The organism is Burkholderia sp. RF2-non_BP3, from assembly GCF_001522185.1.
Lineage (GTDB): Bacteria > Pseudomonadota > Gammaproteobacteria > Burkholderiales > Burkholderiaceae > Burkholderia > Burkholderia diffusa.
Window position 1 is genome coordinate 261,230 of record NZ_LOSU01000043.1, and the last position, 25,233, is coordinate 286,462.

The following is a 25,233-nucleotide window of genomic DNA, read 5'->3' on the forward strand; positions in this document are numbered from 1 at the left end:
GCCTCGCGGTGATCTGCCTTTCAACGCCGTAAGAACGGCAAGACTGCGTGTTCTTGACTGCGTTATTACAGCTTGCTTACTTAGTTCGAAGCAGCTGCCGGTGCTTCGGCTTCGCTAGCTGCCTTCTTGGCTGCGTGGTGCTTCTTGGCAGCGTGGTGCTTCTTGTGCGTTGCCTTCTTAGCCGGTGCCGAAGCAGCTTCTGCCGGAGCAGCAGCAGCCGGAGCGGCCGGAGCCGAAGCTTGTGCGAATGCAGCCGTTGCGAAGAGGCCAGCGACCAGAGCAGCGATCAGTTTGTTCATGTTGTGTTCCTCAGCTTTAGTTAATTAACCAAATGACCCGGCAATAGGAGTCATGTCGTCTAACGGTGCCATCCACCTTTCGGTTGACAGACGCTTCGAGAAATTTCTCATTGCGCTGCGGGCGCCGAATCGTATTCGATGAAAACGTCGCTTTCGTGACGCAAACACGGATTCGGCTGCCAATGCCGGATAGCTAAGGTTGGCATCTGCGTGGTTTAACGCGCGATCTTCGCAGGCGGTTGACGAAAAAGATGACGAAAAATTCGCGCGGCCGGAATGCGTCATTCAGCGCGTGCGAAACCGTCCCACGGGGCGCGCGGCGGCAGCGCGATTGTTTCGCCCGGTGCAATGCCGAGCGCGAATATGTCGAGCGCGCCGATGCCGACGCGCACAAGACGCAACGTCGGGAAACCGATCGCGGCGGTCATGCGCCGCACCTGCCGATTCTTGCCTTCGGTGATCGCGAGTTCGATCCACGTGGTCGGGATCGCGGCGCGATAGCGGATCGGCGGATTGCGCGGCCACAGCGTGTCGGGCGGTTCGATGAATTCGGCGCGGCACGGGCGCGTCACGTAGTCGCCGAGATCGACGCCGCGCGCGAGCGCCTTCAGGTCGGCCGGGCCCGGCGCGCCGTCGACCTGCGCCCAGTAGCGCTTGACGAGCTTGTGGCGCGGCTCGGCGATGCGCGCCTGCAGCGCGCCGTCGTCGGTGAGCAGCAGCAGGCCCTCGCTGTCCGCGTCGAGCCGGCCGGCCGGGTAGACGCCGGGTGCTTTTACCCAGTCGCCGAGCGACGGCCGCGTCTCGTGCGCGGAAAACTGGCAAATCGTGCCGAACGGCTTGTTGAGGGCGATCAGGGTCATGTCGAGGCGCCCGCCCGACGTGCCGCGGGAAGCGGGACGGGCGGTCTATGGCAAATGGCGGAATCTTAATGCATAATACGGAACGGCAAGTCCTCTGTCTTATATAAGACATAAGGGAAGACTTGATACGCAGCGTCGCGCTTCGTGCCGCCGGCCCCGGTTGGGGCGCTAGAATAGCGCTCGCTGTTGCCGTCACGAAGGTGGCAGGGCCACCTCGCCGCGCGCGCAGTTTCGACCAGCATCACCTGCTCAGCCACGTCACTGGAGTCGATCATGCCGTATCAGCACATCAAGGTTCCGGAGGGCGGTGACAAGATCACCGTCAACAAGGACTTCTCGCTCAACGTTTCCGATCAGCCGATCATTCCCTATATCGAAGGCGACGGTACGGGCTTCGACATCACGCCGGTGATGATCAAGGTCGTCGACGCGGCGGTCGCGCATGCCTACAAGGGCAAGCGCAAGATCCACTGGATGGAGATCTTCGCGGGCGAGAAGGCGACGAAGGTGTACGGTCCGGACGTGTGGCTGCCGGACGAAACGCTGCAGGTGCTGAAGGAATACGTGGTGTCGATCAAGGGGCCGCTCACGACCCCGGTCGGCGGCGGCATCCGTTCGCTGAACGTCGCGCTGCGCCAGGAGCTCGACCTCTACGTGTGCCTGCGCCCGGTCCAGTATTTCAAGGGCGTGCCGTCGCCGGTGCGCGAGCCGCAAAAGATCGACATGGTGATCTTCCGCGAGAACTCGGAAGACATCTACGCAGGCATCGAATGGGCCGCGGGCTCCGAGCAGGCGAAGAAGGTCATCAAGTTCCTGCAGGAAGAAATGGGCGTGAAGAAGATCCGCTTCCCGGAAACCTCGGGGATCGGCGTCAAGCCCGTGTCGACGGAAGGCACCGAGCGTCTCGTGCGCAAGGCGATCCAGTATGCGATCGACAACGATCGCAAGTCGGTCACGCTGGTGCACAAGGGCAACATCATGAAGTTCACGGAAGGCCTGTTCCGTGACGCCGGCTACGCGCTCGCGCAGAAGGAATTCGGCGGCGAGCTGATCGACGGCGGCCCGTGGATGCGCGTGAAGAACCCGAAGACGGGCAACGAGATCGTCATCAAGGATTCGATCGCCGACGCGTTCCTGCAGCAGATCCTGCTGCGCCCGGCCGAATACGACGTGATCGCGACGCTGAACCTGAACGGCGACTACATCTCCGACGCGCTGGCCGCTCAGGTCGGCGGCATCGGGATCGCGCCGGGCGCGAACCTGTCGGATTCGGTCGCGATGTTCGAGGCGACCCACGGCACGGCGCCGAAGTACGCGGGCAAGGATTACGTGAACCCCGGTTCCGAGATCCTGTCGGCGGAAATGATGCTGCGCCACCTCGGCTGGACGGAAGCGGCCGACACGATCATCGCCGCGATGGAGAAGTCGATCCTGCAGAAGCGCGTCACGTACGACTTCGCGCGCCTGATGGAAGGCGCGACGCAGGTGTCGTGCTCCGGCTTCGGCGAAGTGCTGATCGAGAACATGTAAGTCCCCTTCCGGGGCAGGCCGGCGGACCGCCGGCAGCCCCGGCGCCTACTGCCGGCGCCGGGGCATTTCATGAACGGCAGGTTTGTTGGCAGGGCGGTCCGGCATGCGGGCCGCGGCGCCGCGATGCGGCTCGCACGCCCCTGCAAGGTAGAACATGACGGCCCTCGCAACACCACCGTCCGGCTAGCCGGCACGCCCCTTTCGCGATCGACCCGGTCGCTCCCCGCCGATTACCGTCGGCGCTCCTCAGTCCCAAATTTTCACGTAGCAACGCATCGACCATGTCCACTTCGCCCAAGATCATCTACACCCTCACCGACGAAGCGCCGGCGCTCGCGACCTATTCGCTGCTGCCGATCGTCAAGGCCTTCACGCGCTCGTCGGGCGTCGCCGTCGAAACGCGCGACATCTCGCTCGCCGGCCGCATCATCGCGGCATTCGCCGACGTCCTGCCGCCGGAGCAGAAGGGTTCCGACGATCTGGCCGAACTGGGCCAGCTCACGCTGAAGCCGGAAGCGAACATCATCAAGCTGCCGAACATCAGCGCATCGGTGCCGCAGCTCAAGGCCGCGATCGCCGAATTGCAGGCGCAGGGCTACAAGCTGCCGGCGTACCCGGAAGAGCCGTCGACCGACGAAGAGAAGGCCGTCAAGGCCCGCTACGACAAGATCAAGGGCAGCGCGGTGAACCCGGTGCTGCGCGAAGGCAACTCCGACCGTCGCGCGCCGCTGTCGGTCAAGAACTACGCACGCAAGCACCCGCACAAGATGGGCGCATGGAAGGCGACGTCGAAGGCGCACGTCGCGCACATGAGCGAAGGCGACTTCTACGGCAGCGAGAAGTCGGCGCTGATCGCCGATGCCGGCAGCGTGAAGATCGAACTCACGACGGCCGACGGCGTCAAGAAGGTGCTGAAGGAAAAGACGGCCGTGAAGGCCGGTGAAGTCATCGATGCATCGGTGATGAGCCGCAAGGCGCTGCGCAGCTTCATCGAAGCGCAGATCGCCGACGCGAAGGCGCAGGACGTGCTGTTCTCGGTGCACCTGAAGGCGACCATGATGAAGGTCTCGGACCCGATCCTGTTCGGTCACTTCGTGTCGGTGTTCTACCGCGACGCGCTCGCGAAGCACGCGGACGTGCTGGCGCAGGCCGGCTTCAACCCGAACAACGGCATCGGCGACCTGTACGCGCGCCTGAAGGACCTGCCGGCCGACACGCGCGAAGCGATCGAAGCCGACGTCAAGGCCGAATACGCAGCGCGTCCGCGCCTCGCGATGGTCAACTCGGACAAGGGCATCACGAACCTGCACGTGCCGAGCGACGTGATCGTCGACGCGTCGATGCCGGCGATGATCCGCGAGTCGGGCTGCATGTGGGGCCCGGACGGCGAACTGTACGATGCGAAGGCCGTGATTCCGGATCGCTGCTACGCGGGTGTCTACCAGGCCGTGATCGAGGACTGCAAGCAGCACGGCGCATTCGACCCGGTCACGATGGGCAGCGTGCCGAACGTCGGCCTGATGGCGCAGGCAGCCGAGGAATACGGTTCGCACGACAAGACGTTCCAGATCCCGGCCGACGGCGTCGTGCGCGTCACGGACGACGCCGGCAACGTGCTGCTCGAGCACGCGGTCGAGTCGGGCGACATCTGGCGCATGTGCCAGACGAAGGACGCGCCGGTGCAGGACTGGGTCAAGCTCGCGGTGAACCGCGCCCGCGCGACCGGCGCGCCGGCCGTGTTCTGGCTCGATCCGGCACGTGCGCACGACGCGCAGATCATCGCGAAGGTCGAACGCTACCTGAAGGATCACGACACGAACGGCCTCGACATCCGCATCATGACGCCGGAAGACGCCACGCGCTTCTCGCTCGAGCGCATCCGCGCGGGCAAGGACACGATCTCGGTCACGGGCAACGTGCTGCGCGACTACTTGACCGACCTGTTCCCGATCATGGAACTCGGCACCAGCGCGAAGATGCTGTCGATCGTGCCGCTGATGGCCGGCGGCGGGATGTTCGAAACGGGCGCGGGCGGCTCGGCGCCGAAGCACGTGCAGCAGTTCGTCGAGGAAGGCTTCCTGCGCTGGGATTCGCTCGGCGAATTCCTCGCGCTGGCCGCGTCGCTCGAACATCTCGGCAACGCGTATCAGAACCCGAAGGCGCTCGTGCTCGCGAAGACGCTCGACCAGGCGACCGGCAAGTTCCTGGACGAGAACAAATCGCCGGCGCGCAAGGTCGGCGGCCTCGACAACCGCGGCAGCCACTTCTATCTGTGCCTCTACTGGGCGCAGGCGCTGGCCGAGCAGACCGAGGACGCCGCGCTGAAGGCGCAGTTCGAAGGCGTCGCGAAGGCGCTGTCCGACAACGAGGCGCGCATCCTGGAAGAACTGTCGGCGGCGCAGGGCAGCGTGCAGGCGATCGGCGGCTACTACCGTCCGAACGTCGAGCTGACGAGCCGGGCGATGCGTCCGAGCGCAACGCTGAACGGCATCGTCGACGCAGTCGCCTGACGCGGGCCGCGCTCCCGCGCGCGCCACGGCAGCGGCGGCGGCACCAGCCGATGCGGCGGGCCTGGCGGCTCGCCGTTCCGCCGAACATGAAAACGCCCCGGTCACCCGGGGCGTTTTTCGTTGCAGGCGTGCCATTCAGACGTGCACGATTTCCCACTCGGCGATTTCGTGCGGCACTTCGAGCGTGGCCGTATCCAGTTCGGACAGTTGCTCGCAGTCGCCGCGGGAGATGTGGTCGGCCGCCACTTCCGGGCACGAGAACGCGCCGAGCAGGGCGTTGCCGAACGTCGCTTCCCAGCCGCCGTTACCCGGCAGGATGTAGAACGACCCGAGCGCTGAACCAAAGCGAAATCCCTTCATTTCCGTTCTCCCTTTCTGATCACAAGCGATTCTGTTGTGCCGCCCGCCGGTTCGTCCGGCCGTGGCCCGACTGGCTGCTTGCGCCGGATTCCGTATCGACCGTCGTGGCGAAGCGTCAGTGCATGGAACAAAGTCTACGTCCGGGGCCGCGCCCGATGGCGCGCGTAGAGCGCTTTCTCGAAACAAAAATTCTTCCGTAAAAACAGTGGTTTATTTCGCGCGTTTTGTATTGCGGAACGTTTTTTGGCATCGCGAAACAACGAATTTGTGCCGTGCACCACGAATTTTTATAACGCAGGGACTTGTTCCGCATCGTGAAAAATTGGCGGGTTCGCACATGGGTGGTGCCCGGCACGCCGATCGCGGGATGAGCAGCAGGGGCGAATCGTCTCGACGGGGCGTGGCGAAAGCGGGCGGCGCCGATTGCGGTGAGGCGCCGCAGCACCCGGCGACGATCGAAAACGCTCGACAATCCCGGTCTCCGGTCCGTTCGTCGGACCGGCCCCGCGCTGCGTCGTATCGACGCTCGCTCGCCGTCGCCGCGCCTCGGTCGGGGGCTGCGGTTATGATGACGCGGGCATCAGGATTCGCGTCGCGCACGAGCGCTTCTCCGTGCCGGCCGACGCGAGCGTCGCGACGGCCGCGCGACGCAGCACGAATAACGAGGAACGATTGATGATACGGAGAACCTTCCTGTCGCACGCCATCGGCGTCGCGGCGGCATCGCTGTTTGCGCGCACCGCCTGGGCGCAGCATGCCGGTCATACGGGCATGGCCGGCATGGATCAGATGGACGACATGCCGGGGATGTCGGGCATGTCAGGGATGGCGGACCACGCGCAGCACGCGAAACCGGCGCCGGCCGCGCTCGCGGCGGCCGATGCGCTGCCGTCCGGCGCGCCGCTCGCGTCGCTGCGCACGCTCGCGAACGAAAGCCGCGAGCCCGGCACGTTCCGCGCGACGCTGGTCGCCCAGCCGGTCGTGCGTCCGATGCTGCGCGGTGCGCGTCCGACGACGTTCTGGCAGTTCGGCGCGGGCACGCAAGGGCCGGTGGTCGGGCCGCTGATCGACGTGCGCGAGGGCGACACGGTCGAAATCCGCTTCGTGAACAAGCTGCCGCAGCCGTCGACGATCCACTGGCACGGCCTGCCGGTGCCGCCCGACCAGGACGGCAACCCGTCCGATCCCGTCGCGCCGGGCGCGTCGCGCGTGTATCGCTTCACGCTGCCGAAGGGGAGCGCCGGCACCTACTGGTATCACCCGCATCCGCACATGATGACCGCCGAGCAGGTGTTCCGCGGGCTGGCGGGCCCGTTGGTCGTGCGTGCCGCCGACGATCCGCTCGCCGGCTGGCCCGAGCGCAACCTGTTCGTGTCCGACCTGAAGCTCGCGCGCGACGGCACGATTCCGCCGAACGACATGATGGACTGGATGAACGGCCGCGAAGGCCAGTTCGTGCTGGTCAACGGTGCGCGCCGGCCGCGGATCGACGTCGCGGGCGACGAGCGCTGGCGCGTGTGGAACGCGTGCAGCGCGCGCTACCTGCGCGTTGCGTTCGACGACGGCCGAGCGTTCGAGCAGGTCGGCACCGACGGCGGGCTGTTCGATGCGCCGCGCCGCGTGACGTCGCTGGTGCTCGCGCCGGGCGAGCGCGCGGAACTGCTGGTGCGCGCGGGCGATCGCGCGTCACGCGCGGTGCTGCAGGCGGCCGAATACGACCGCCGCAAGATGGCGATGTCGCACGACGGCGGCCACGGCAGTCTGCCGCCCGATCCGGCGCTGCCGCTCGCCGACGTCACGTTCGCACCGGCCGCCGCCCGTGCGCTGCCGGCCACGCTGCGCGCGGTGCCTGCCCTCGGCGAACCGGTTGCGCACAAGGAGGTCGCGTTCGGCGAGGAGATGGACATGGACGCGATGATGAACAGCCCGGCGCATGGCCGCCCGGCCGGGATGCGCTTCACGATCAACGGCGCGACCTACGCGCCGCACCGTGCGACGCTGACGAGCCGCCGCGGCGACGTCGAGCGCTGGGCGATTCGCAATGCCACGGACATGGATCATCCGTTCCATTTGCACGGCACGCAATTCCAGGTGATCGAGCGCGCATCGGACGGCACGCGCTCGAGCGAACCGTTCCGCGCGTGGCGCGACACCGTGAACGTGCGCAGCGGCGAGACCGTGACGATGCTCGTCAGGCAGGACATGCCCGGCGAGCGCATGTTTCACTGCCATATTCTCGAACACGAGGATCTCGGCATGATGGGCACGCTGAAGGTCGTGTAACGAGTATTGAATATGTTTCACGCGTATGACGGCATTCGATCTGCGCGTGCGACAAGACAATACATGTTCAATTATCGGGATTGAACGAAAAGGCCGGCCAATCGAATTAACGCGTGGCCGGCCTGAAAAAAAGAAACCCGGCGCAATGCCGGGTTTCTTCGTCTGATATCCGGTGCCTTTACGCGGCCTGGATGTTCGACGCTTGCTTGCCCTTCGGCCCTTGAACGACCTCGAAGCTAACCTTCTGGCCTTCCTTCAGGGTCTTGAAGCCCTGCATGTTGATGGCCGAGAAGTGCGCAAACAGATCTTCACCGCCCTCGTCGGGAGTGATGAAACCGAAGCCCTTCGCGTCGTTGAACCACTTAACGATACCAGTTGCCATTTTCCTACTTCCCCTGTCACACAGTCGCTGCTACTTACCACGAGCACGCTCGAAAAGCTAAACGACCGGAAAATACAGCCGTTCCCCCCTCACAAGCTCACCTTCGGCCTCTTTCATTTCGCCAACCGACGAGTTGAAAAAAGTGCCAGCTTGATTGTTGGCGCTCTTTATTTGAGTGTCAAGCGGAATTTTTAGACGGTTAGAGGGCCGTTGTAAAGAACCCATTTTCAGGGTTTTTCCGGCTTTGCTTTGCAGCATGCCGCCGAGCGCGCGGACTTGAAAAGTCGCATAATCGGCTCATATACCAGGCTCGAGTGACACGCGATCGAGTCGTCCCGGCTTGTGGGATACTGGATGCGGACGCGACGGTCCGGTGCGGTTTCCCCCTGACGGTTCGTGTTCCGCGCCACGCGTGAAAGCCGGCACCGCAGCCGGCTTTCGTATGGCACGAAGACGATCGCGAGTCGTCGGGAACCAGGGAGGGCGCCGGCCGGTCGGTCGGGTAATGGCAGGATTGCGGGCCTGTCCGAGTTGTTTAGAATGGGTGTATGGCGATTATCCCGGACAAGCAGGACAGCACCGTCCTGGAACGCAAGCAGCAGAAGCTCAAGCCGCCTTCGATGTACAAGGTGGTGCTGCTGAACGACGACTTCACGCCGATGGAGTTCGTCGTGATGGTCGTACAGGAGTATTTCAAGAAGGATCGCGAGACGGCCACGCAGATCATGCTGAAGGTCCATCGTGAAGGGCGAGGGGTTTGTGGGGTCTATACGCGGGACATCGCGTCGACCAAGGTTGAGCAAGTCGTTACCCATGCGCGGCAGGCCGGGCATCCGCTGCAGTGCGTGATGGAGGAAGCATGATTGCCCAGGAATTGGAAGTCAGCCTGCACATGGCGTTCATGGAAGCACGCCAGGCGCGCCATGAGTTCATTACGGTCGAGCATCTGCTGCTGGCCCTGCTGGATAATCCGACGGCAGCCGAGGTGTTGCGCGCGTGTGCGGCCAACATCGAGGACTTGCGTCAGAACCTGCGCAATTTCATCCACGACAACACACCTACCGTCCCGGGCACCGACGATGTCGATACCCAGCCGACGCTCGGTTTCCAGCGCGTGATCCAGCGCGCGATCATGCACGTCCAGTCGACGTCGAACGGCAAGAAGGAGGTCACCGGCGCGAACGTGCTGGTCGCGATCTTCGGCGAGAAGGACTCGCACGCCGTCTATTACCTGCAGCAGCAGGGCGTCACGCGCCTGGACGTGGTGAACTTCATTTCGCACGGCATCGCGAAGACGAACGGCGGCGAAGCCGCGAAGTCGGCCGACGCGAACGCGGAAAGCGAAGACGCGAACGCGCAAAAGGAAACCCCGCTCGCGCAGTTCACGCAGAACCTGAACCAGATGGCGAAGGACGGCCGCATCGATCCGCTGATCGGTCGCGAGCCGGAAGTCGAGCGCGTCGTGCAGGTGCTGTGCCGCCGCCGCAAGAACAATCCGCTGCTCGTCGGCGAAGCCGGCGTCGGCAAGACCGCGATTGCGGAAGGGCTCGCCTATCGCATCACGCGCGGCGAAGTGCCGGACATCCTCGCGAACGCACAGGTGTATTCGCTCGACATGGGCGCGCTGCTCGCGGGCACCAAGTATCGCGGCGACTTCGAGCAGCGTCTGAAGACGGTGCTGAAGGAGCTGAAGGAACGGCCGCACGCAATCCTGTTCATCGACGAGATTCACACGCTGATCGGCGCGGGCGCCGCTTCGGGCGGCACGCTCGACGCATCGAACCTGCTGAAGCCGGCGCTGTCGTCGGGCACGCTCAAGTGCATCGGCGCGACCACGTTCACCGAATATCGCGGCATCTTCGAAAAGGACGCGGCGCTGTCGCGGCGCTTCCAGAAGGTCGACGTGACGGAGCCGACCGTCGAGCAGACGGTCGCGATCCTGCGCGGGCTGAAGTCGCGCTTCGAGGAGCATCACGGCGTCAAGTATTCGTCGGGTGCGCTGTCGGCCGCGGCCGAGTTGTCGGCACGCTTCATTACCGACCGTCACCTGCCGGACAAGGCGATCGACGTGATCGACGAAGCGGGCGCCGCGCAGCGCATCCTGCCGAAGTCGAAGCAGAAGAAGACGATCGGCAAGAGCGAGATCGAGGAAATCATTTCGAAGATCGCGCGCGTGCCGGCGCAGAGCGTGTCGCAGGACGATCGCAGCAAGCTGCAGACGCTCGATCGCGACCTGAAGAGCGTCGTGTTCGGCCAGGATCCGGCGATCGACGCACTCGCGGCGTCGATCAAGATGGCGCGCGCGGGCCTCGGCAAGATGGACAAGCCGATCGGCGCGTTCCTGTTCTCCGGCCCCACGGGCGTCGGCAAGACCGAAGTGGCGCGCCAGCTCGCGTTCACGCTCGGCATCGAGCTGATCCGCTTCGACATGTCGGAATACATGGAGCGTCACGCGGTGAGCCGCCTGATCGGCGCGCCGCCGGGCTACGTCGGGTTCGACCAGGGCGGCCTCCTGACCGAAGCCGTCACGAAGAAGCCGCACTGCGTGCTGCTGCTCGACGAAATCGAGAAGGCGCATCCGGACATCTTCAACGTGCTGCTGCAGGTGATGGACCACGGCACGCTGACGGACAACAACGGCCGCAAGGCGGATTTCCGCAACGTCATCATCATCATGACGACGAATGCGGGCGCCGAGTCGATGCAGAAGGCGACGATCGGCTTCACGACGCGCCGCGAGACGGGCGACGAGATGACCGACATCAAGCGCCTGTTCACGCCGGAGTTCCGCAACCGTCTGGATGCGATCATCAGCTTCCGCTCGCTCGATGAGGAAATCATTATGCGCGTGGTCGACAAGTTCCTGATCCAGCTCGAGGAGCAGCTGCACGAGAAGAAGGTCGACGCGCTCTTCACCGACGCGTTGCGCAAGCATCTCGCGAAGCACGGCTTCGACCCGCTGATGGGCGCGCGGCCGATGCAGCGTCTGATCCAGGACACGATCCGTCGCGCGCTCGCCGATGAACTGCTGTTCGGCAAGCTCGTCAATGGCGGTCACGTGACGGTCGACGTCGACGAAAACGACAAGGTGCAGTTGTCGTTCGACAAGCTGGCGAATCCGCCGCACAAGCCGAACGAAGAGACGGTCGAAGTCGAGTAAGCGATAATTCGTTGTTCATGCGAACGGCGCGGGAAGTTTTCCGCGCCGTTTCGCTTTATCTGGCGCCGGTGGCGCGATGGTGGTGCAGGGGAGTGGTAACGCGGTGACACAACAACAACGGTCGTTCGACAACATCGTCGCGCGCGAACAAGGATTGCGCCACGCGCTGACGTCGGGGCAGATGGCGATGATCGCGATCGGCGGCGCGATCGGCACGGGGCTGTTCCTCGGCAGCGGGTTCGCGATCGGGCTCGCGGGCCCGAGCGTGCTGGTTTCGTACGCGATCGGCGCGCTGATCGCGCTGCTGCTGATGGGCGCGCTCGCGGAAATGACGGTCGCGCATCCGACGGCCGGCTCGTTCGGTGCGTACGCCGAGCATTACGTCGGCCCGCTCGCGGGCTTTCTCGTGCGCTATGCGTACTGGTTCGCGGTCGTGTTCGCGATCGGCACCGAGATCAGCGCGATCGCCGTCTTCATGAAGTACTGGTTTCCCGGCGTGCCCGGCTGGTACTGGGTGATCGGCTTCTCCGCGCTGCTGATCGCGGTGAACCTCGCGAGCGTCACGCTGTACGGGGCGGTCGAATATGCGTTCTCGTTGCTGAAGATCGCGGCGATCGTCGTGTTCATCGCGCTCGGCGCGTACCTCGTGTGGTCGGCGCCGGCGGCTTCGGGCATCGGCTTCGCGAACTACACCGCGCACGACGGCTTCATGCCGAAAGGGCCGTGGGGCACCTGGGTCGCGGTGATCGTCGCGATCTTCAGCTACATGAGCATCGAGGCGGTCGCGATCGCGGCCGGCGAGGCGCGCGATCCGCAGCATGCGGTCACGCGCGCGTTCCGCTCGACGGTGTTCCGGCTCGTGCTGTTCTACCTGCTCACGCTGTCGCTGATGCTCGCGATCGTGCCCTGGACGCAGGCCGGCACTGACGAAAGCCCGTTCGTGAAGGTGATGGCCGCGACGCACGTGCCGTATGCGGCCGGCGTGATCAACTTCGTGTTGCTGATCGCGGCGCTGTCGGCGATGAACAGCCAGCTCTACGTGACGACGCGGATGATGTTCAGCCTGTCGCGCGCGCGGCTCGCGCCGGCCGTGTTCGGGCGGCTCGGCAACAACGGCGTGCCGCGTGCGGCGCTGTGGATCTCGACCAGCGGCGTCGCGGTCGCGGCGGTGCTGGTCGCGCTGTCGCCGGATACCGCGTTCACCGTGATGATGGCGATCGCGATGTTCGGCGCACTGTTCACATGGCTGATGATCTTCGTCACGCACCTGCGTTTTCGCGCGCAATATCGTGGCCCGGCGCTCGCGTTCCGGATGTGGGGGCACCCGTTCGGCAGCCTGCTCGGTGCAGGGCTCGTCGGCGCGATCCTGCTGACGACCGCTTTCACGCGCGAATTCCGGATGACGATGGTGGTCGGCGTCGTGTTCGTCGTGCTGCTGACGCTCGCGTACGCACTGCACTACCGGCACCGGCACGCGCGTTGACGCGTGGCTGCGCGCGCCGCGGGCCGCGCGGCGCTGCCACACCGCTAAGGTTCCGTTAAGCCGGCGGCGACTACATTCGAACCTGTCCGCGATCCGGGCTGGCGCACGCCAGTCCGTCGCCATCTGTAAAAAGGGTTCGAATGAACAAACTTCCTGAAATCACGCTCGCGTTCTGGATCATGAAGATCTGCGCGACGACGCTCGGCGAGACCGGCGGCGACCTGCTGTCGATGACGCTGAACGTCGGCTATGCGGTGAGCTCGATCCTGCTGTTCGGTTTCTTTCTCGTGACGCTGGGCGCCCAGCTCAGAACGACGCAGTATCGCCCGGCGATCTACTGGGCGGTGATCGTCGCGACGAGCACCGCCGGCACGACGATGTCCGATTTCATGGACCGGACGCTCGGCCTCGGCTATGCCGCCGGCTCGTCGATTCTCGTCGCGATCCTGCTGGCGATCTTCGCGGTATGGCGGCTGAGCGGCGAATCGCTGTCGGTCGACCTGATCCGCACGCGCAAGGTCGAACTGCTGTACTGGATCGCGATCCTGTTCTCGAACACGCTCGGCACCGCGCTCGGCGATTTCCTCGCGGACAGCTCGGGCCTCGGCTTCGGCGGCGGCGCGCTGCTGATCGGCGGGCTGCTCGCACTGATCGTTCTGGCCCACTATTTCACGCGCATTTCGGGCGTGCTGTTGTTCTGGGCCGCGTTCGTGCTCACGCGTCCGTTCGGGGCGACGGTCGGCGACCTGCTGACGAAACCGGTTGCCAAGGGCGGGCTCGCGCTCGGCACCGTCGGATCGTCGGCGGTGCTGCTCGGCGTACTCGTCGCGATGGTGATCTACGCGATCATCGTGCAGGCGCGGCGACGCGAGCTCGTGCCCGCGCGGATTGCGCAGACGGCCGATCGGTGAACGGTCGCGGAAAAAGGAAAGGGGCCGCGAGGCCCCTTTTTTGCATGGCGTCGTTCAGTGTCGGCCGGTGCTGCCGAAGCCGCCTTCGCCGCGATCGCTTTGCGCGAAGTCGTCGACGATGTTGAATTGCGCCTGCACGACCGGCACGATCACGAGCTGCGCGAGCCGCTCGAACGGGTTCAGCACGAACTCGGTCTGGCCGCGGTTCCACGTCGAGATCATCAGCTGACCCTGGTAATCGGAATCGATCAGGCCGACGAGGTTGCCGAGCACGATGCCGTGCTTGTGGCCGAGGCCCGAGCGCGGCAGGATCAGCGCCGCGTAGCCGGGATCCGCGAGGTGGATCGCGAGGCCGGTCGGCACGAGCGTCGTTTCGCCCGGCTGCAGCGTGACGGGCGCGTCGAGACACGCGCGCAGGTCGAGGCCCGCGCTGCCGGTGGTGGCGTAGGCGGGCAGGTAGTCGCGCATGCGCGCGTCGAGAATCTTCAGATCGAGTTTCATGCGGTCGTCGAATCGGTCGGGAAGGGCGCGGCGGCGCGGGCCGCCGCGCGGGTGATCAGATCAGGCGGTTGTCCGGCAGGCGCTTCGCGATTTCCGCGACGAGCACGTGCGCGAGTTCGTCCTTCGGGGCGCGCGGCAGGCGCGTGAGGCCGGCCGCCTCGAACAGCACGACTTCGTTGTCGTCGCGGCCGAACGTCAACGGGCCGAGATTGCCGACCAGGAGCGGCACGTTCTTGCGCTTGCGCTTCTCGTCGCCGTGCACGTCGAGGTCGCCGCTTTCGGCCGCGAAACCGACGCAATACGGCGGATCGGGCAGCGCCGCGACCGACGCGAGGATGTCCGGGTTCTCGACGAACGCGAGCGCCGGCATCTTGCGGTCGGCCGTCTTCTTCATCTTGTGCTCGGCCGGATGATCGACGCGCCAGTCGGCAACCGCGGCCACCGCGATGAAAATGTCGGCGTCGGACACGGCTTGCATCACCGCGTCGTACATCTGCTGTGCCGTCTGCACGTCCTGGCGGTATACGCCCCACGGCGTGTCGAGCGCAACCGGCCCCGCGACGAGATGCACGTCGGCGCCGGCCTGCTGCGCGGCGCGCGCGAGCGCGAAGCCCATCTTGCCGCTCGAGCGGTTCGTGAGGCCGCGCACCGGATCGAGCGGCTCGAATGTCGGGCCGGCCGTGATCAGCACGCGACGGTGCGCGAGCACCTTCGGCGCGAAGTGCGCGACGATCGCTTCGTAGATCGCCTCGGGTTCGAGCATGCGTCCGTCGCCGACTTCGCCGCACGCCTGCGCGCCCGAATCGGGGCCGAGCACCGTCACGCCGTCGGCGCGCAGTTGCGCGGCGTTGCGCTGCGTGGCCGGGTTCTGCCACATCTGGCGGTTCATTGCAGGCACGACGAGCAGCGGGCAGTCGCGCGCGATGCACAGCGTCGACAGCAGGTCGTCAGCGAATCCGTGCGCGAGCTTCGCGAGGAAGTCCGTCGACGCGGGCGCGATCACGATCGCGTCGGCTTCGCGCGACAGGTCGATGTGCGCCATGTTGTTGTCGATGCGCGCATCCCACTGGCTCGTGTAGACGGGCCGGCCGGACAGCGCCTGCATCGTCACGGGCGTGATGAACTGCGTGGCGGCTTCGGTCATCGCGACCTGCACGGTCGCGCCCGCCTTCGTCAGCAGCCGGGTGAGCTCGGCGATCTTGTAGCAGGCGATGCCGCCCGTCAGGCCGAGAACAAGGTGTTTTCCTGCGAGTTCTGCGTGTGCCAACTCAGGCCTCCAAGGGTCAAACGGAACGGCCGGCGCGAAGCCGGCCGTCGACACCGAGTATGCGCGCTCAGCGCGAGCCGCGCACGCGACGCAGTTCGTCGTAGATCAGCAGCACCGCACCGATCGTGATCGCGGAATCGGCGAGGTTGAACGCCGGGAAGTGCCAGGCGCCGAGGTGGAAATCGAGAAAGTCGATCACGTGGCCGTAGATCAGCCGGTCGATCACGTTGCCGAGCGCGCCGCCGAGGATCAGCGCGAGCGACAGGCTGAACAGCCGCTGCTGGCCGTGACGGCGCAGCAGGAAGCAGATCACGAGCGTCGCGCCGATGCCGAGCGCGGTGAACGCCCAGCGTTGCCAGCCGCTCGCGGTCGACAGGAAGCCGAACGCGGCGCCGCGGTTGTACACCAGCACGAGGTTGAAGAACGACGTCAGCGCATGCTGCGCGCCGTACGCGAACGTTTTCAGGATCGCGATCTTCGACAGCTGGTCGAACAGAATCACGATCAGCGAAATGCCGAGCCAGGGCGCGAGCGCGCCGCTGGCCGGTTTCGACACAGTCTTCGCCATATTCAAGCAGCGCTCCGGTTTTCGCCGTTTTCAAACAGGTTCGAGAAGCAGCGGCCGCACAGCGTCGGGTGATCGGCGTGCGCGCCGACGTCCTCGCGGTAGTGCCAGCAGCGTTCGCACTTCTGGTACTTCGACGCCGCGACGTCGACGCTTTCCTGCGCTTCGTCGTCGACCTTCACGACCGTTGCCGCCGACGTGATCAGCACGAACTTCAGGTCTTCGCCGAGGCTCGCGAGGGCGTCGTAGCGCGCGCCGCTCGCATGCACGGCCACTTCCGCCTGCAGCGACGAACCGATGCGGTTCGCGGTGCGTGCCTCCTCGAGCGCCTTCGTCACGTTGCCGCGCACGTCGCGCAGCAGCGCCCACTTCTCGATCAGCGCGGCCGCCCCGGCGACTTCCGGATACGTGTAGTAGGTTTCCGTGAACACGGTGTCGCTGGCCGGCTGGAACACCTTCCACGCTTCCTCCGCGGTGAACGACAGGAACGGCGCGAGCACGCGCAGCAGCCCGTGCGTCAGGTGGTACAGCGCGGTCTGCGCGGAGCGACGGGCGCGCGAATCGGGCGCGCTCGTGTACAGGCGGTCCTTCAGCACGTCGAGGTAGAAGCCGCCGAGGTCCTCCGAGCAGTACGTCTGCAGCTTTGCGACGACCGGATGGAACTCGTACTTCTCGTAGTGGCCGAGCAGTTCCGTCTGCAGTTGCGCGGAGAACGCGACCGCGTAGCGGTCGATTTCGAGCCATTCGCCGACCGGCACCGCGTGCTGCGCGAAGTCGAAGTCCGACAGGTTCGCGAGCAGGAAGCGCAGCGTGTTGCGGATGCGGCGATAGCCTTCCGTCACGCGCTTCAGGATTTCCTCGGAGATCGCGAGCTCGCCCGAATAGTCGGTCGACGCGATCCACAGGCGGATGATTTCCGCGCCGAGACGGTTCGCGACTTCATGCGGGTCGATGCCGTTGCCGAGCGACTTGCTCATCTTGCGGCCTTCGCCGTCGACCGTGAAGCCGTGCGTGAGCAGGCCCTTGTACGGCGCGCGGCCGTCGATCATCGACGCGGTCAGCAGCGACGAGTGGAACCAGCCGCGGTGCTGGTCCGAGCCTTCGAGGTACAGGTCGGCCGGGAACTGCAGCTGATCCTTGTGCGAGCCGCGCAGCACGTGCCAGTGCGTCGTGCCCGAGTCGAACCACACGTCGAGCGTGTCGCGGTTCTTTTCGTACAGGTTCGCGTCGTCGCCGATCAGCTCGCGCGGGTCGAGCGTCTGCCATGCCTCGATGCCCGACTGCTCGACGCGTTTCGCGACTTCCTCGAGCAGCTCGAGCGTGCGCGGGTGCAGCTCGCCGGTTTCCTTGTGCACGAAGAACGCCATCGGCACGCCCCATTGGCGCTGGCGCGACAGCGTCCAGTCGGGACGGTTCGCGATCATGCTGAACAGGCGCTGCTTGCCCCAGGACGGATAGAACGCGGTTGCCTCGACGCCTTCGAGCGCGGTTTCGCGCAGCGTCTTGCCGTCGTCGCGCGGCTTGACGTCCATGCCGGCGAACCACTGCGACGTCGCGCGGTAGATGATCGGCGTCTTGTGGCGCCAGCAGTGCATGTAGCTGTGCGTGTATTTCTCGCTGCGCAGCAGCGAGCCGGCTGCGTTCAGCGCGTCGACGATCTTCGGGTTCGCGTCCCAGATCGACAGGCCGCCGAACAGCGGCAGCGATTCGATGTAGCGGCCGTCGCCCATCACCGGGTTGATGAAGTCCGAATCGGTCATCCCGTGCGCCTTGCACGACTGGAAGTCCTCGATGCCGTAGGCCGGCGACGAGTGCACGACGCCGGTACCCGTGTCGGTCGTCACGTAGTCGCCGAGGTAGACGGGCGCGGTGCGCTTGTAGCCGGGGTGGGCCGATGCGAGCGGGTGGTGGAAGCGCAGGTTCGCGAGCTTCACGCCGGGCGCGGTCGCGACGACGCGGCCCGTCAGCTTGAAGTCGGCCATGCAGGCTTCGACGCGTTCTTCCGCGATGATCAGCAGCCCGCGCTCGGTGTCGACCAGCGCGTAGACGATTTCCGGATGGAGGTTCAGCGCCTGGTTGGCGGGGATCGTCCACGGCGTGGTGGTCCAGATCACGATGCCGCCCTCGGCGCGCGGCAGCGCCGGCAGGCCGAACGCCTGCGCGGTCTTTTCCGGTTCCGCGAACGCGAACATCACGTCGATCGTCGGGTCGGTGCGGTCCTTGTACTCGACTTCCGCCTCGGCGAGTGCCGAGCCGCAGTCGAAGCACCAGTTCACCGGCTTCAGCCCGCGATACACGTAGCCCTTCTCGATGATCTTGCCGAGCGCGCGGATCTCTTCCGCCTCGTTGACGAAGTTCATCGTCTTGTACGGGTTCGACCAGTCGCCGAGCACGCCGAGGCGCTTGAAGCCGACCTTCTGCTTCTCGATCTGCTCGGTCGCGTACGCGCGCGCCTTGCTCATCACCTCGGCCGCCGGCAGCGACTTGCCGAACTGCTTCTCGATCTGGATCTCGATCGGCATCCCGTGGCAATCCCAGCCCGGCACGTACGGCGCGTCGAAGCCGGCCATGTTGCGCGACTTCACGACGATGTCCTTCAGGATCTTGTTGACCGCGTGACCGAGGTGGATGTCGCCGTTCGCATACGGGGGGCCGTCGTGCAGGATGAACTTCGGCCGGCCCTGGCTGGCCGCGCGGATCTTGTCGTAGATGCCGCGCTCTTCCCATTCCTTGACCCACTGCGGTTCGCGCTTGGGCAGGTCGCCGCGCATCGGGAACGGCGTGTCGAGCAGGTTGACCGGATACTTGGCCTGCGGTTTCGAATCGGCTTTCTTGTTGCTCATGATGGGATCGCTATCTAAATCGGGGGACGCTCGTGCGTCGTGAATCGGGGATGCGCGCGTGTCGGCGGCGCGAGGGTGCGGCGCGGGGCGCCGCCGGCCGGATCAGCTAATTCGGTCGGTCGCCGATGTCGCGAAGCCGGTCGCGCGGCTGCCCGGCGCGCGGTCGCGCTCGATGAAGTACGCGCGCGCGTTCGCGACGTCCAGCGCGATCGCGCGCGACAGCGCCTCGAGATCGTCGAACTTCGCCTCGTCGCGCAGCTTCTTCAGGAATTCGACGCGGATGAGCTTGCCGTACGCGTCGCCGTGCCAGTCGAGCAGGTGGACTTCGAGCAGCACGCGGCCGGAATCGTCGACGGTCGGACGCAGCCCGAGGCTCGCGACGCCCGGCAGCGGGGCGGGGCCCAGGCCGTGCACCTGCACGACGAAGATGCCCGCGAGCGCCGGCCGCTTGTGTGCGATCGGCAGGTTCAGGGTCGGGAAGCCGAGGTCGCGGCCGAGCTTCAGCCCGTGGGCGACGTGGCCGCTGATCGCGTAGCCGTGGCCGAGCGCCTGCGCGGCCGCGTCGAGATCGCCCGCGGCGAGCGCGGCGCGCACGCCCGAGCTGGAGATGCGCGTGCCGTCGCTGCCGGCGACCGTGCCCATCTGCTCGACCTCGAAGCCGTACTGCTCGCCGGCCGCCTTCAGCGTGTCGAAGGTGCCCGCGCGCTTCGCGCCGTAGCAGAAATCGTCGCCGACCATCATCCAGCGCGTGTGCAGCCCGCCGACCAGCGTGCGTTCGACGAACGCCTGCGGCGACTGGCTCGCGAACGTATGGTTGAAGTGCTCGACGACGACGCGGTCGACCCCGTGTTCGCGCAGCGCCTCCAGCTTGTCGCGCAGCATCGCGATGCGCGGCGGCGCGCCGGCCGGGTTGAAGAATTCACGCGGATGCGGCTCGAAGGTCATCACGCACACGGGCAGGCCGCGCGCGTCCGCTGCCGCGCGCACGCGCGCGAGCAGGGCCTGGTGGCCGCGATGGACACCGTCGAAGTTGCCGATCGTCAGCGCGCACGGCGCGCGGCTCTCGGCGTTGGGCAGGCCGCGGAAGACTTTCACGATAGCGGATGCAGCGTCGGGGGAATGGGCGGTGGGATGCCGCAAAGCAGAAGATTATAAACGTTCGGGCGGCCCGGCGGCCGAGAAGGGGGGAAACGCGGGGGCGAATGGTAAAATTCGCGGATGAAAAAACTCGTGATCCTGATTTCCGGTCGCGGCAGCAACATGGAGGCCATCGTCCGCGCGTGCGCGCAGGAGCGCTGGCCGGCCGAGGTCGCCGCCGTGATCGCCAACCGGCCCGAGGCGGCCGGCCTGGCTTTTGCCGCGTCGCACGGGGTGGCGACCGCGGTGGTCGACCACCGGTCGTTCGACAGCCGCGACAGCTTCGACGCGGCACTCGCCGCCGAAATCGACCGCTTCGCGCCCGATCTCGTCGTGCTCGCCGGCTTCATGCGCATCCTCACGCCCGATTTCGTCAGACGATATGAGGGCCGGCTGCTGAACATCCACCCGTCGCTGCTGCCGAGCTTCAAGGGCATCCACACGCACCAGCAGGCGCTGGATGCCGGCGTCGCGCTGCATGGCGCGAGCGTGCATTTCGTGATTCCCGAACTCGACAGCGGCGCGATCGTCGCGCAGGGCGCGGTGCCCGTGCGCGCCGGCGACGACGCGGCCGCGCTCGCGCAGCGCGTGCTGACGGTCGAGCACGTGCTGTATCCGCGTGCGGTGCGCTGGTTCGTCGAGGGGCGCCTGCGCCTCGAGAACGGCCGGGCAGTGGTGGCGCCGGAAGAGGCGCGCTGGATTTTCGCGGATCAACCGCATACCGAAACGAGCGAGGGCGTATGAAGCTGCACGGATTCCTGATTGGCCAGACCGAGACCTTGCTGGCCGAGGTGCTGAAGTTCACCGGCCCCGCCGACGCGACCACGAGCCGGTTCTTCCGCGCGCACCCGAAGCTCGGCCACGCCGAGCGCGGCGTGATCGCCGAAGCAGTGTTCGCGGTGCTGCGCCGGAAGATGGAGTTTTCGCACCTGGCCGAGAGCGGCACGGGCAGCCCCGCGCGGCGCCTGACGTTGCTCGGCCTGATGCAGACGCTCGGCCGCAATGCGCTCAAGCCGTTCGTGTCCGACACCGAGGCCGCGTGGCTCGAGCACGTGTCGAAGATCGATCCGGCGAGCCTGCCCGTGCGCGTGCGCACGAACCTGCCGGACTGGATCTACCAGGCGCTGTCGGCCCGTTTCGACGCCGAGGAGCTCGCGCAGCTCGCCGCGGCGCTGAACTACCCGGCGCCGCTGGACCTGCGCGCCAACGCGCAGAAGGCGACGCGCGAACAGGTGATCGACGCGCTGCGCGCGAACGGCATCGACGCGGGCGAGACGCCGTTCGCGCCGCAGGGCGTGCGCGTCGTCGGCAAGCCGGCGCTCACGCGCCTGAAGCTGTTCGAGGAAGGCCAGATCGAGGTGCAGGACGAGGGCAGCCAGCTGCTGTGCTCGCTGGTCGCGCCGCGTCGCGGCGAGATGGTCGTCGATTTCTGCGCGGGCGCCGGCGGCAAGACGCTCGCGCTCGGCGCGATGATGCGCTCGACCGGGCGCCTGTACGCGTTCGACGTGTCGGAAAAGCGCCTCACGAAGCTGAAGCCGCGCCTCGCGCGCAGCGGGCTGTCGAACGTGAATCCGGTGCTGATCGACAGCGAGCACGACGCGAAGATCAAGCGGCTCGCCGGCAAGATCGACCGCGTGCTGGTCGACGCGCCGTGCAGCGGCCTCGGCACGCTGCGCCGCAACCCCGACCTCAAGTGGCGCCAGACGCGCACGTCGATCGAGGAGCTCACGCCGAAGCAGGCGTCGATCCTCGCGAGCGCGGCGCGTCTCGTGAAGAAGGGCGGCCGGCTCGTCTATGCGACCTGCAGCGTGCTCGACGCGGAGAACGAAGCGATCGTCGAGCAGTTCCTGGCTGACCATCCGGACTTCGTGCTGGTGCCCGCGCAGAAGGTGCTGGCCGACCAGCGCATCGAGCTCGAGACCGGCGACTACCTGTCGCTGTGGCCGCACCGCCATGCGACCGACGGCTTCTTCGCCGCGGTCCTCGAACGACGCGCGCAGTAACGGCAGGACCGACGGATGATGCAGAACCGCCTGCTGTCGCACCGGCTCGCGTCGGTGATCCGCGACTTCAACCAGCCCGTGATGATCTGGCAGGCGGCGATCCTCGTCGGCGCGCTGTGTTTCGCGTGGGTCGCCGCGCGCTTCGTGCACGGCCGCATCGACGCGCGCCGGCGCGCGGCCGGCCGGACGCCGGGCGCCGGTGCGCAAAGCCTGAAGCGCGCGCTGTTCCCGCTGTTCGGCGGCCTGTTCGTGCTGGCCGCGCAGCTTGGGTTCGACCCGTTCATGTCGACGTCGCTGCTGTCGCTCGCGCTCGTGCCGCTGTTCGGCATCGGGCTCATCTACGTGCTGTTCTTCTTCGCGCGGCGCGTGTTCGCGCGCGACGGCCATACGCATGCGTGGCTGTCGATCGTCGAGAAGATCGTGTCGGTGATCGTGTGGGCGGCGATGGTGCTGACGGTGCTCGGGATCCAGCGCGACGTGATCGCGTGGCTCGACAGCGTGCAGTTCCGCGTCGCGAATGCGCACCTGACGCTGCTGTCGGTGATTTCCGGCGCGTTGTGGGTGTGCGTGACGCTGATGGTCGCAATGTGGCTCGGCTCGGTGCTGGAGGAGCGCCTCGCGCGCGCCACCACGCTCGACGCGAACCTGAAGGTCGTGATGTCGCGGGTCGGCCGCGCGCTGCTCGTGTTCGCTGCGATCCTGATCGGGCTGTCGCTCGTCGGCATCGACGTGACGGTGCTCGGCGTGTTCGGCGGCGCGGTGGGCGTCGGCCTCGGCTTCGGGCTGCAGAAGATCGCCAGCAATTACGTGTCGGGCTTCATCATCCTGCTCGACCGCTCGCTGCGGCTCGGCGACGCGATCAGCGTCGGCGGGCTGCAGGGCGTCGTCACGCAGATCCGCACGCGTTATACGGTCGTGCGCGGCCTCGACGGCAACGAGACGCTGATCCCGAACGAGAAGCTGATCACCGACGTCGTGCAGAACCAGTCGTCGTATCTGACGCGCGGCTACGCGAAGGTCGCCGTGCAGGTTGCCTATACCTGCGACGTCGAGCAGGCGCTCGCGGTGCTCGCGGAAGCCGCGAAGGACGTGCCGCGCGTGCTCGCGGACCCGGCGCCGACCCCGTATCTGGTCAGCTTCGGCGCGGACGGGATCGATCTGGAGCTCGGCTTCTGGATCGAGGATGCGGCGAAAGGCACGTCGGGCGTGCGTTCGTCCGTGAACCGCAACATCTGGCGGCTTTTCGGCGAGCACGGAATCTCGATTCCGTTCCCGCAGCGTGAAGTGCGCGTGGTCGGCCTGCCGGACGGTCTGGGCGCGACCGGCGCGGTGGCGGACGGGATGCCTGTGGCGGTGGTCGGCGGTGCGGCGGACGGGCGGGCGTCGGCGGCCTAGGCGCGAATCGGGCGAATCGGGCGAATCGGGCGGTCAGAACCGGATCGTGGCGCTTTCCCGGTCCGCCGATGGACTGTTTGCGTTGCGTCAAGACAAGAAAATATTCATTTTTTACAAAGACTTGGAACGGTTGAAGTAAAATTCCGGTCTACACGCGGTATGCTTTCATTTTTATGACGTCGGCTTGCGCCGGCATCGCTCTCACCACAGGTAACTGCCTTGTTGAATTCCCTGCTCGATTTTCTTTCCCACGGGCTCCTGCGCTTTTCGTGGTGGCAGGTCGCGTTGTTCGCGCTCGCCGTCACGCACGTCACGATCATCGGTGTGACGGTCTACCTGCACCGCTGCCAGGCGCACCGCGCGCTGGAGCTGCACCCGATCGCGAGTCACTTCTTCCGTGCCTGGCTGTGGATGACGACCGGCATGCTGACGGGCCAGTGGGCCGCGATCCATCGCAAGCACCACGCGAAGTGCGAAACCGAGGAAGATCCGCACAGCCCGCAGACGCGCGGCATCTGGAAGGTGTTCCTCGAAGGCGCCGAGCTGTATCGCGCGGAAGCGAAGAACGAAGAAACGATGCGCAAGTTCAGCCACGGCACGCCGAATGACTGGATCGAGCGCAATCTGTACTCGAAGTACCCGATCCTCGGCGTGAGCCTGATGATGGTGATCGACATCGCGCTGTTCGGCGTGCTCGGCCTGACCGTGTGGGCCGTGCAGATGGTCTGGATCCCGTTCTGGGCCGCGGGTGTCGTGAACGGCTTCGGCCACTTCTGGGGTTACCGCAACTTCAACTCGGCCGATGCGAGCACGAACCTGTTCCCGTGGGGCATCGTGATCGGCGGCGAGGAACTGCACAACAACCACCACACGTTCGCGACGTCGGCGAAGCTGTCGAACAAGTGGTACGAGTTCGACATCGGCTGGATGTACATCCGCATCATGTCGGCATTCGGTCTCGCGAAGGTGAAGAAGGTTGCGCCGACGCCGCGTCTGAACAAGCCGAAGACGGTGCTCGACCAGGAAACGCTGCAGGCCGTGCTGTCGAACCGTTACGAAGTGATGGCGCGCTACGGCAAGGCCGTGAAGCGTGCGTACCGCCAGGAGCTCGCGCATCTGAAGGAGCTCGGTTCGAGCGAGAAGTACCAGCTGATGCGCGGCGCGCGCAAGTGGTTCCACAAGGACGCCGACGGCCTCGACGAGCCGCAGAAGAAGCTGCTGCCGGAGATTTTCGCGAACAGCCAGAAGCTGCATACGTACTTCCAGCTGCGCCAGGATCTGGCCGCGATCTGGGATCGCTCGACCGCCTCGCGCGAACAACTGCTCGCGCAATTGCAGGATTGGTGCCATCGCGCGGAACAAAGCGGCATCAAGGCGCTGCAGGAATTTGCGACGCGCCTGCGTCGCTACGCCTGATTCGAAATCGATTAGAATCTCAGGACGTCACAAACCCCGCGTTGGCGGGGTTTTTTCATTTGGGCGGCCGGTTTTCGAAGGGCGACCCGACGTGCCGGAATTCGCATGAGGCTCGGGGCCGCGCCGACGTGGCGCCCCGGGGCAAGCGTAGAGGATGGGGCCAGAGCAGGTGCTCACGCGCTAGCCCTGGTCGACCGTGAAGCATGTGGCCCGAGTATGTGCTGAAGCGCTAACTCTGGTCGACCGCGAAGCATGGGACCCGAGTAAGTGCTGAAGCACTAACTCGGGTCGACAGCGAAGCATGGGACCCGAGTAAGTGCTGAAGCAC

Annotated in this window: 22 protein-coding genes; 11 read left to right on the top strand and 11 right to left on the bottom strand. The window is 66.0% G+C overall.

Annotation, left to right across the window (positions count from 1 at the left end; all coding sequences use genetic code 11):
- Positions 1-80 precede the first annotated feature (80 nt).
- Together WS45_RS33920 and WS45_RS23115 are read right to left on the bottom strand one after the other, a co-directional pair.
- Entirely contained in the window at positions 81-299 is a 219-nt protein-coding gene (locus tag WS45_RS33920) for a hypothetical protein (protein WP_072444916.1), read from the bottom strand.
- A 281-nt stretch (positions 300-580) separates the two neighbouring features.
- Positions 581-1,159 carry a pseudouridine synthase gene (locus tag WS45_RS23115; protein WP_059527744.1) on the bottom strand — a complete coding sequence of 193 codons (579 nt, stop codon included), beginning with the start codon at positions 1,157-1,159 and terminating at the stop codon, positions 581-583.
- Positions 1,160-1,432: 273 nt separating this feature from the next.
- Between WS45_RS23115 and icd the strand changes: the two genes are divergently transcribed.
- Together icd and WS45_RS23130 are read left to right on the top strand one after the other, a co-directional pair.
- Positions 1,433-2,689, top strand: coding sequence for an NADP-dependent isocitrate dehydrogenase (icd, locus tag WS45_RS23125; RefSeq protein WP_044845581.1), 1,257 nt, complete (start codon positions 1,433-1,435; stop codon positions 2,687-2,689).
- Positions 2,690-2,970: 281 nt separating this feature from the next.
- Positions 2,971-5,199: an NADP-dependent isocitrate dehydrogenase gene (locus tag WS45_RS23130; RefSeq protein WP_059701854.1), complete on the top strand. Its 2,229-nt coding sequence runs from the start codon at positions 2,971-2,973 to the stop codon at positions 5,197-5,199.
- 135 nt (positions 5,200-5,334) lie between these two features.
- On the opposite strand, the gene WS45_RS23135 is transcribed toward WS45_RS23130, so the two are convergent.
- Both WS45_RS23135 and WS45_RS35185 read right to left on the bottom strand, forming a co-directional pair.
- Entirely contained in the window at positions 5,335-5,559 is a 225-nt protein-coding gene (locus WS45_RS23135) for a hypothetical protein (protein ID WP_006490888.1), read from the bottom strand.
- A gap of 115 nt (positions 5,560-5,674) precedes the next feature.
- A complete protein-coding gene (locus WS45_RS35185) occupies positions 5,675-6,031 on the bottom strand; it encodes a hypothetical protein (protein ID WP_156437252.1) in 357 nt (118 codons plus the stop codon).
- Between the two features lie 203 nt (positions 6,032-6,234).
- Here WS45_RS35185 and WS45_RS23140 point away from each other — a divergent pair, with 203 nt between their 5' ends.
- The gene (locus WS45_RS23140; RefSeq protein WP_059701963.1) at positions 6,235-7,842 is read left to right on the top strand and encodes a multicopper oxidase family protein; all 1,608 of its coding nucleotides are present in this window, start codon (positions 6,235-6,237) and stop codon (positions 7,840-7,842) included.
- A gap of 178 nt (positions 7,843-8,020) precedes the next feature.
- Here the strand turns inward: WS45_RS23140 and WS45_RS23145 are convergent, their stop codons facing one another.
- Both WS45_RS23145 and WS45_RS35190 read right to left on the bottom strand, forming a co-directional pair.
- Positions 8,021-8,224, bottom strand: a complete 204-nt coding sequence (locus tag WS45_RS23145; RefSeq protein ID WP_004196460.1) for a cold-shock protein — start codon at positions 8,222-8,224, stop codon at positions 8,021-8,023.
- 57 nt (positions 8,225-8,281) lie between these two features.
- Positions 8,282-8,482, bottom strand: coding sequence for a hypothetical protein (locus tag WS45_RS35190; RefSeq protein ID WP_156437253.1), 201 nt, complete (start codon positions 8,480-8,482; stop codon positions 8,282-8,284).
- 290 nt (positions 8,483-8,772) lie between these two features.
- Here WS45_RS35190 and clpS point away from each other — a divergent pair, with 290 nt between their 5' ends.
- From clpS to WS45_RS23165, 4 genes are all read left to right on the top strand, one after another.
- The gene (clpS, locus tag WS45_RS23150; protein ID WP_006398529.1) at positions 8,773-9,087 is read left to right on the top strand and encodes an ATP-dependent Clp protease adapter ClpS; all 315 of its coding nucleotides are present in this window, start codon (positions 8,773-8,775) and stop codon (positions 9,085-9,087) included.
- Complete coding sequence (gene clpA, locus WS45_RS23155) at positions 9,084-11,384, top strand: ATP-dependent Clp protease ATP-binding subunit ClpA (RefSeq protein WP_059527738.1); 2,301 nt, start codon at positions 9,084-9,086, stop codon at positions 11,382-11,384. The genes clpS and clpA overlap by 4 nt, the downstream gene beginning before the upstream one ends.
- Positions 11,385-11,487: 103 nt before the next feature.
- The gene (locus tag WS45_RS23160) at positions 11,488-12,867 is read left to right on the top strand and encodes an amino acid permease (protein WP_059701965.1); all 1,380 of its coding nucleotides are present in this window, start codon (positions 11,488-11,490) and stop codon (positions 12,865-12,867) included.
- Between the two features lie 140 nt (positions 12,868-13,007).
- Positions 13,008-13,778: a COG4705 family protein gene (locus WS45_RS23165; protein ID WP_059701856.1), complete on the top strand. Its 771-nt coding sequence runs from the start codon at positions 13,008-13,010 to the stop codon at positions 13,776-13,778.
- Positions 13,779-13,832: 54 nt separating this feature from the next.
- Here the strand turns inward: WS45_RS23165 and dut are convergent, their stop codons facing one another.
- The 5 genes from dut to WS45_RS23190 form a co-directional block, all read right to left on the bottom strand.
- The gene (gene dut, locus WS45_RS23170) at positions 13,833-14,279 is read right to left on the bottom strand and encodes a dUTP diphosphatase (RefSeq protein WP_059468295.1); all 447 of its coding nucleotides are present in this window, start codon (positions 14,277-14,279) and stop codon (positions 13,833-13,835) included.
- Positions 14,280-14,334: 55 nt separating this feature from the next.
- On the bottom strand, positions 14,335-15,546 hold the full coding sequence (gene coaBC / locus WS45_RS23175) for a bifunctional phosphopantothenoylcysteine decarboxylase/phosphopantothenate--cysteine ligase CoaBC (RefSeq protein ID WP_059527730.1): 1,212 nt from the start codon (positions 15,544-15,546) through the stop codon (positions 14,335-14,337).
- A 67-nt stretch (positions 15,547-15,613) separates the two neighbouring features.
- Positions 15,614-16,114, bottom strand: a complete 501-nt coding sequence (gene lspA, locus WS45_RS23180) for a signal peptidase II (protein ID WP_059527727.1) — start codon at positions 16,112-16,114, stop codon at positions 15,614-15,616.
- A 2-nt stretch (positions 16,115-16,116) separates the two neighbouring features.
- A complete protein-coding gene (ileS, locus tag WS45_RS23185) occupies positions 16,117-18,954 on the bottom strand; it encodes an isoleucine--tRNA ligase (RefSeq protein ID WP_059701858.1) in 2,838 nt (945 codons plus the stop codon).
- A 102-nt stretch (positions 18,955-19,056) separates the two neighbouring features.
- Complete coding sequence (locus WS45_RS23190) at positions 19,057-20,049, bottom strand: bifunctional riboflavin kinase/FAD synthetase (protein WP_059527721.1); 993 nt, start codon at positions 20,047-20,049, stop codon at positions 19,057-19,059.
- A gap of 123 nt (positions 20,050-20,172) precedes the next feature.
- On the opposite strand from WS45_RS23190, the gene purN reads away from it, so the two are divergent.
- The 4 genes from purN to WS45_RS23210 all read left to right on the top strand — a co-directional run bounded on the left by purN (position 20,173) and on the right by WS45_RS23210 (position 24,905).
- Positions 20,173-20,835, top strand: a complete 663-nt coding sequence (purN, locus tag WS45_RS23195) for a phosphoribosylglycinamide formyltransferase (protein WP_059701860.1) — start codon at positions 20,173-20,175, stop codon at positions 20,833-20,835.
- Positions 20,832-22,094, top strand: coding sequence for an RsmB/NOP family class I SAM-dependent RNA methyltransferase (locus tag WS45_RS23200; RefSeq protein WP_059692217.1), 1,263 nt, complete (start codon positions 20,832-20,834; stop codon positions 22,092-22,094). The genes purN and WS45_RS23200 overlap by 4 nt, the downstream gene beginning before the upstream one ends.
- A gap of 15 nt (positions 22,095-22,109) precedes the next feature.
- On the top strand, positions 22,110-23,489 hold the full coding sequence (locus tag WS45_RS23205; protein WP_059701862.1) for a mechanosensitive ion channel family protein: 1,380 nt from the start codon (positions 22,110-22,112) through the stop codon (positions 23,487-23,489).
- A gap of 219 nt (positions 23,490-23,708) precedes the next feature.
- Positions 23,709-24,905 (top strand): DesA family fatty acid desaturase, encoded by a 1,197-nt coding sequence (locus WS45_RS23210; protein WP_059527709.1) that lies wholly within the window; start codon positions 23,709-23,711, stop codon positions 24,903-24,905.
- The last annotated feature ends 328 nt before the right edge of the window (positions 24,906-25,233 follow it).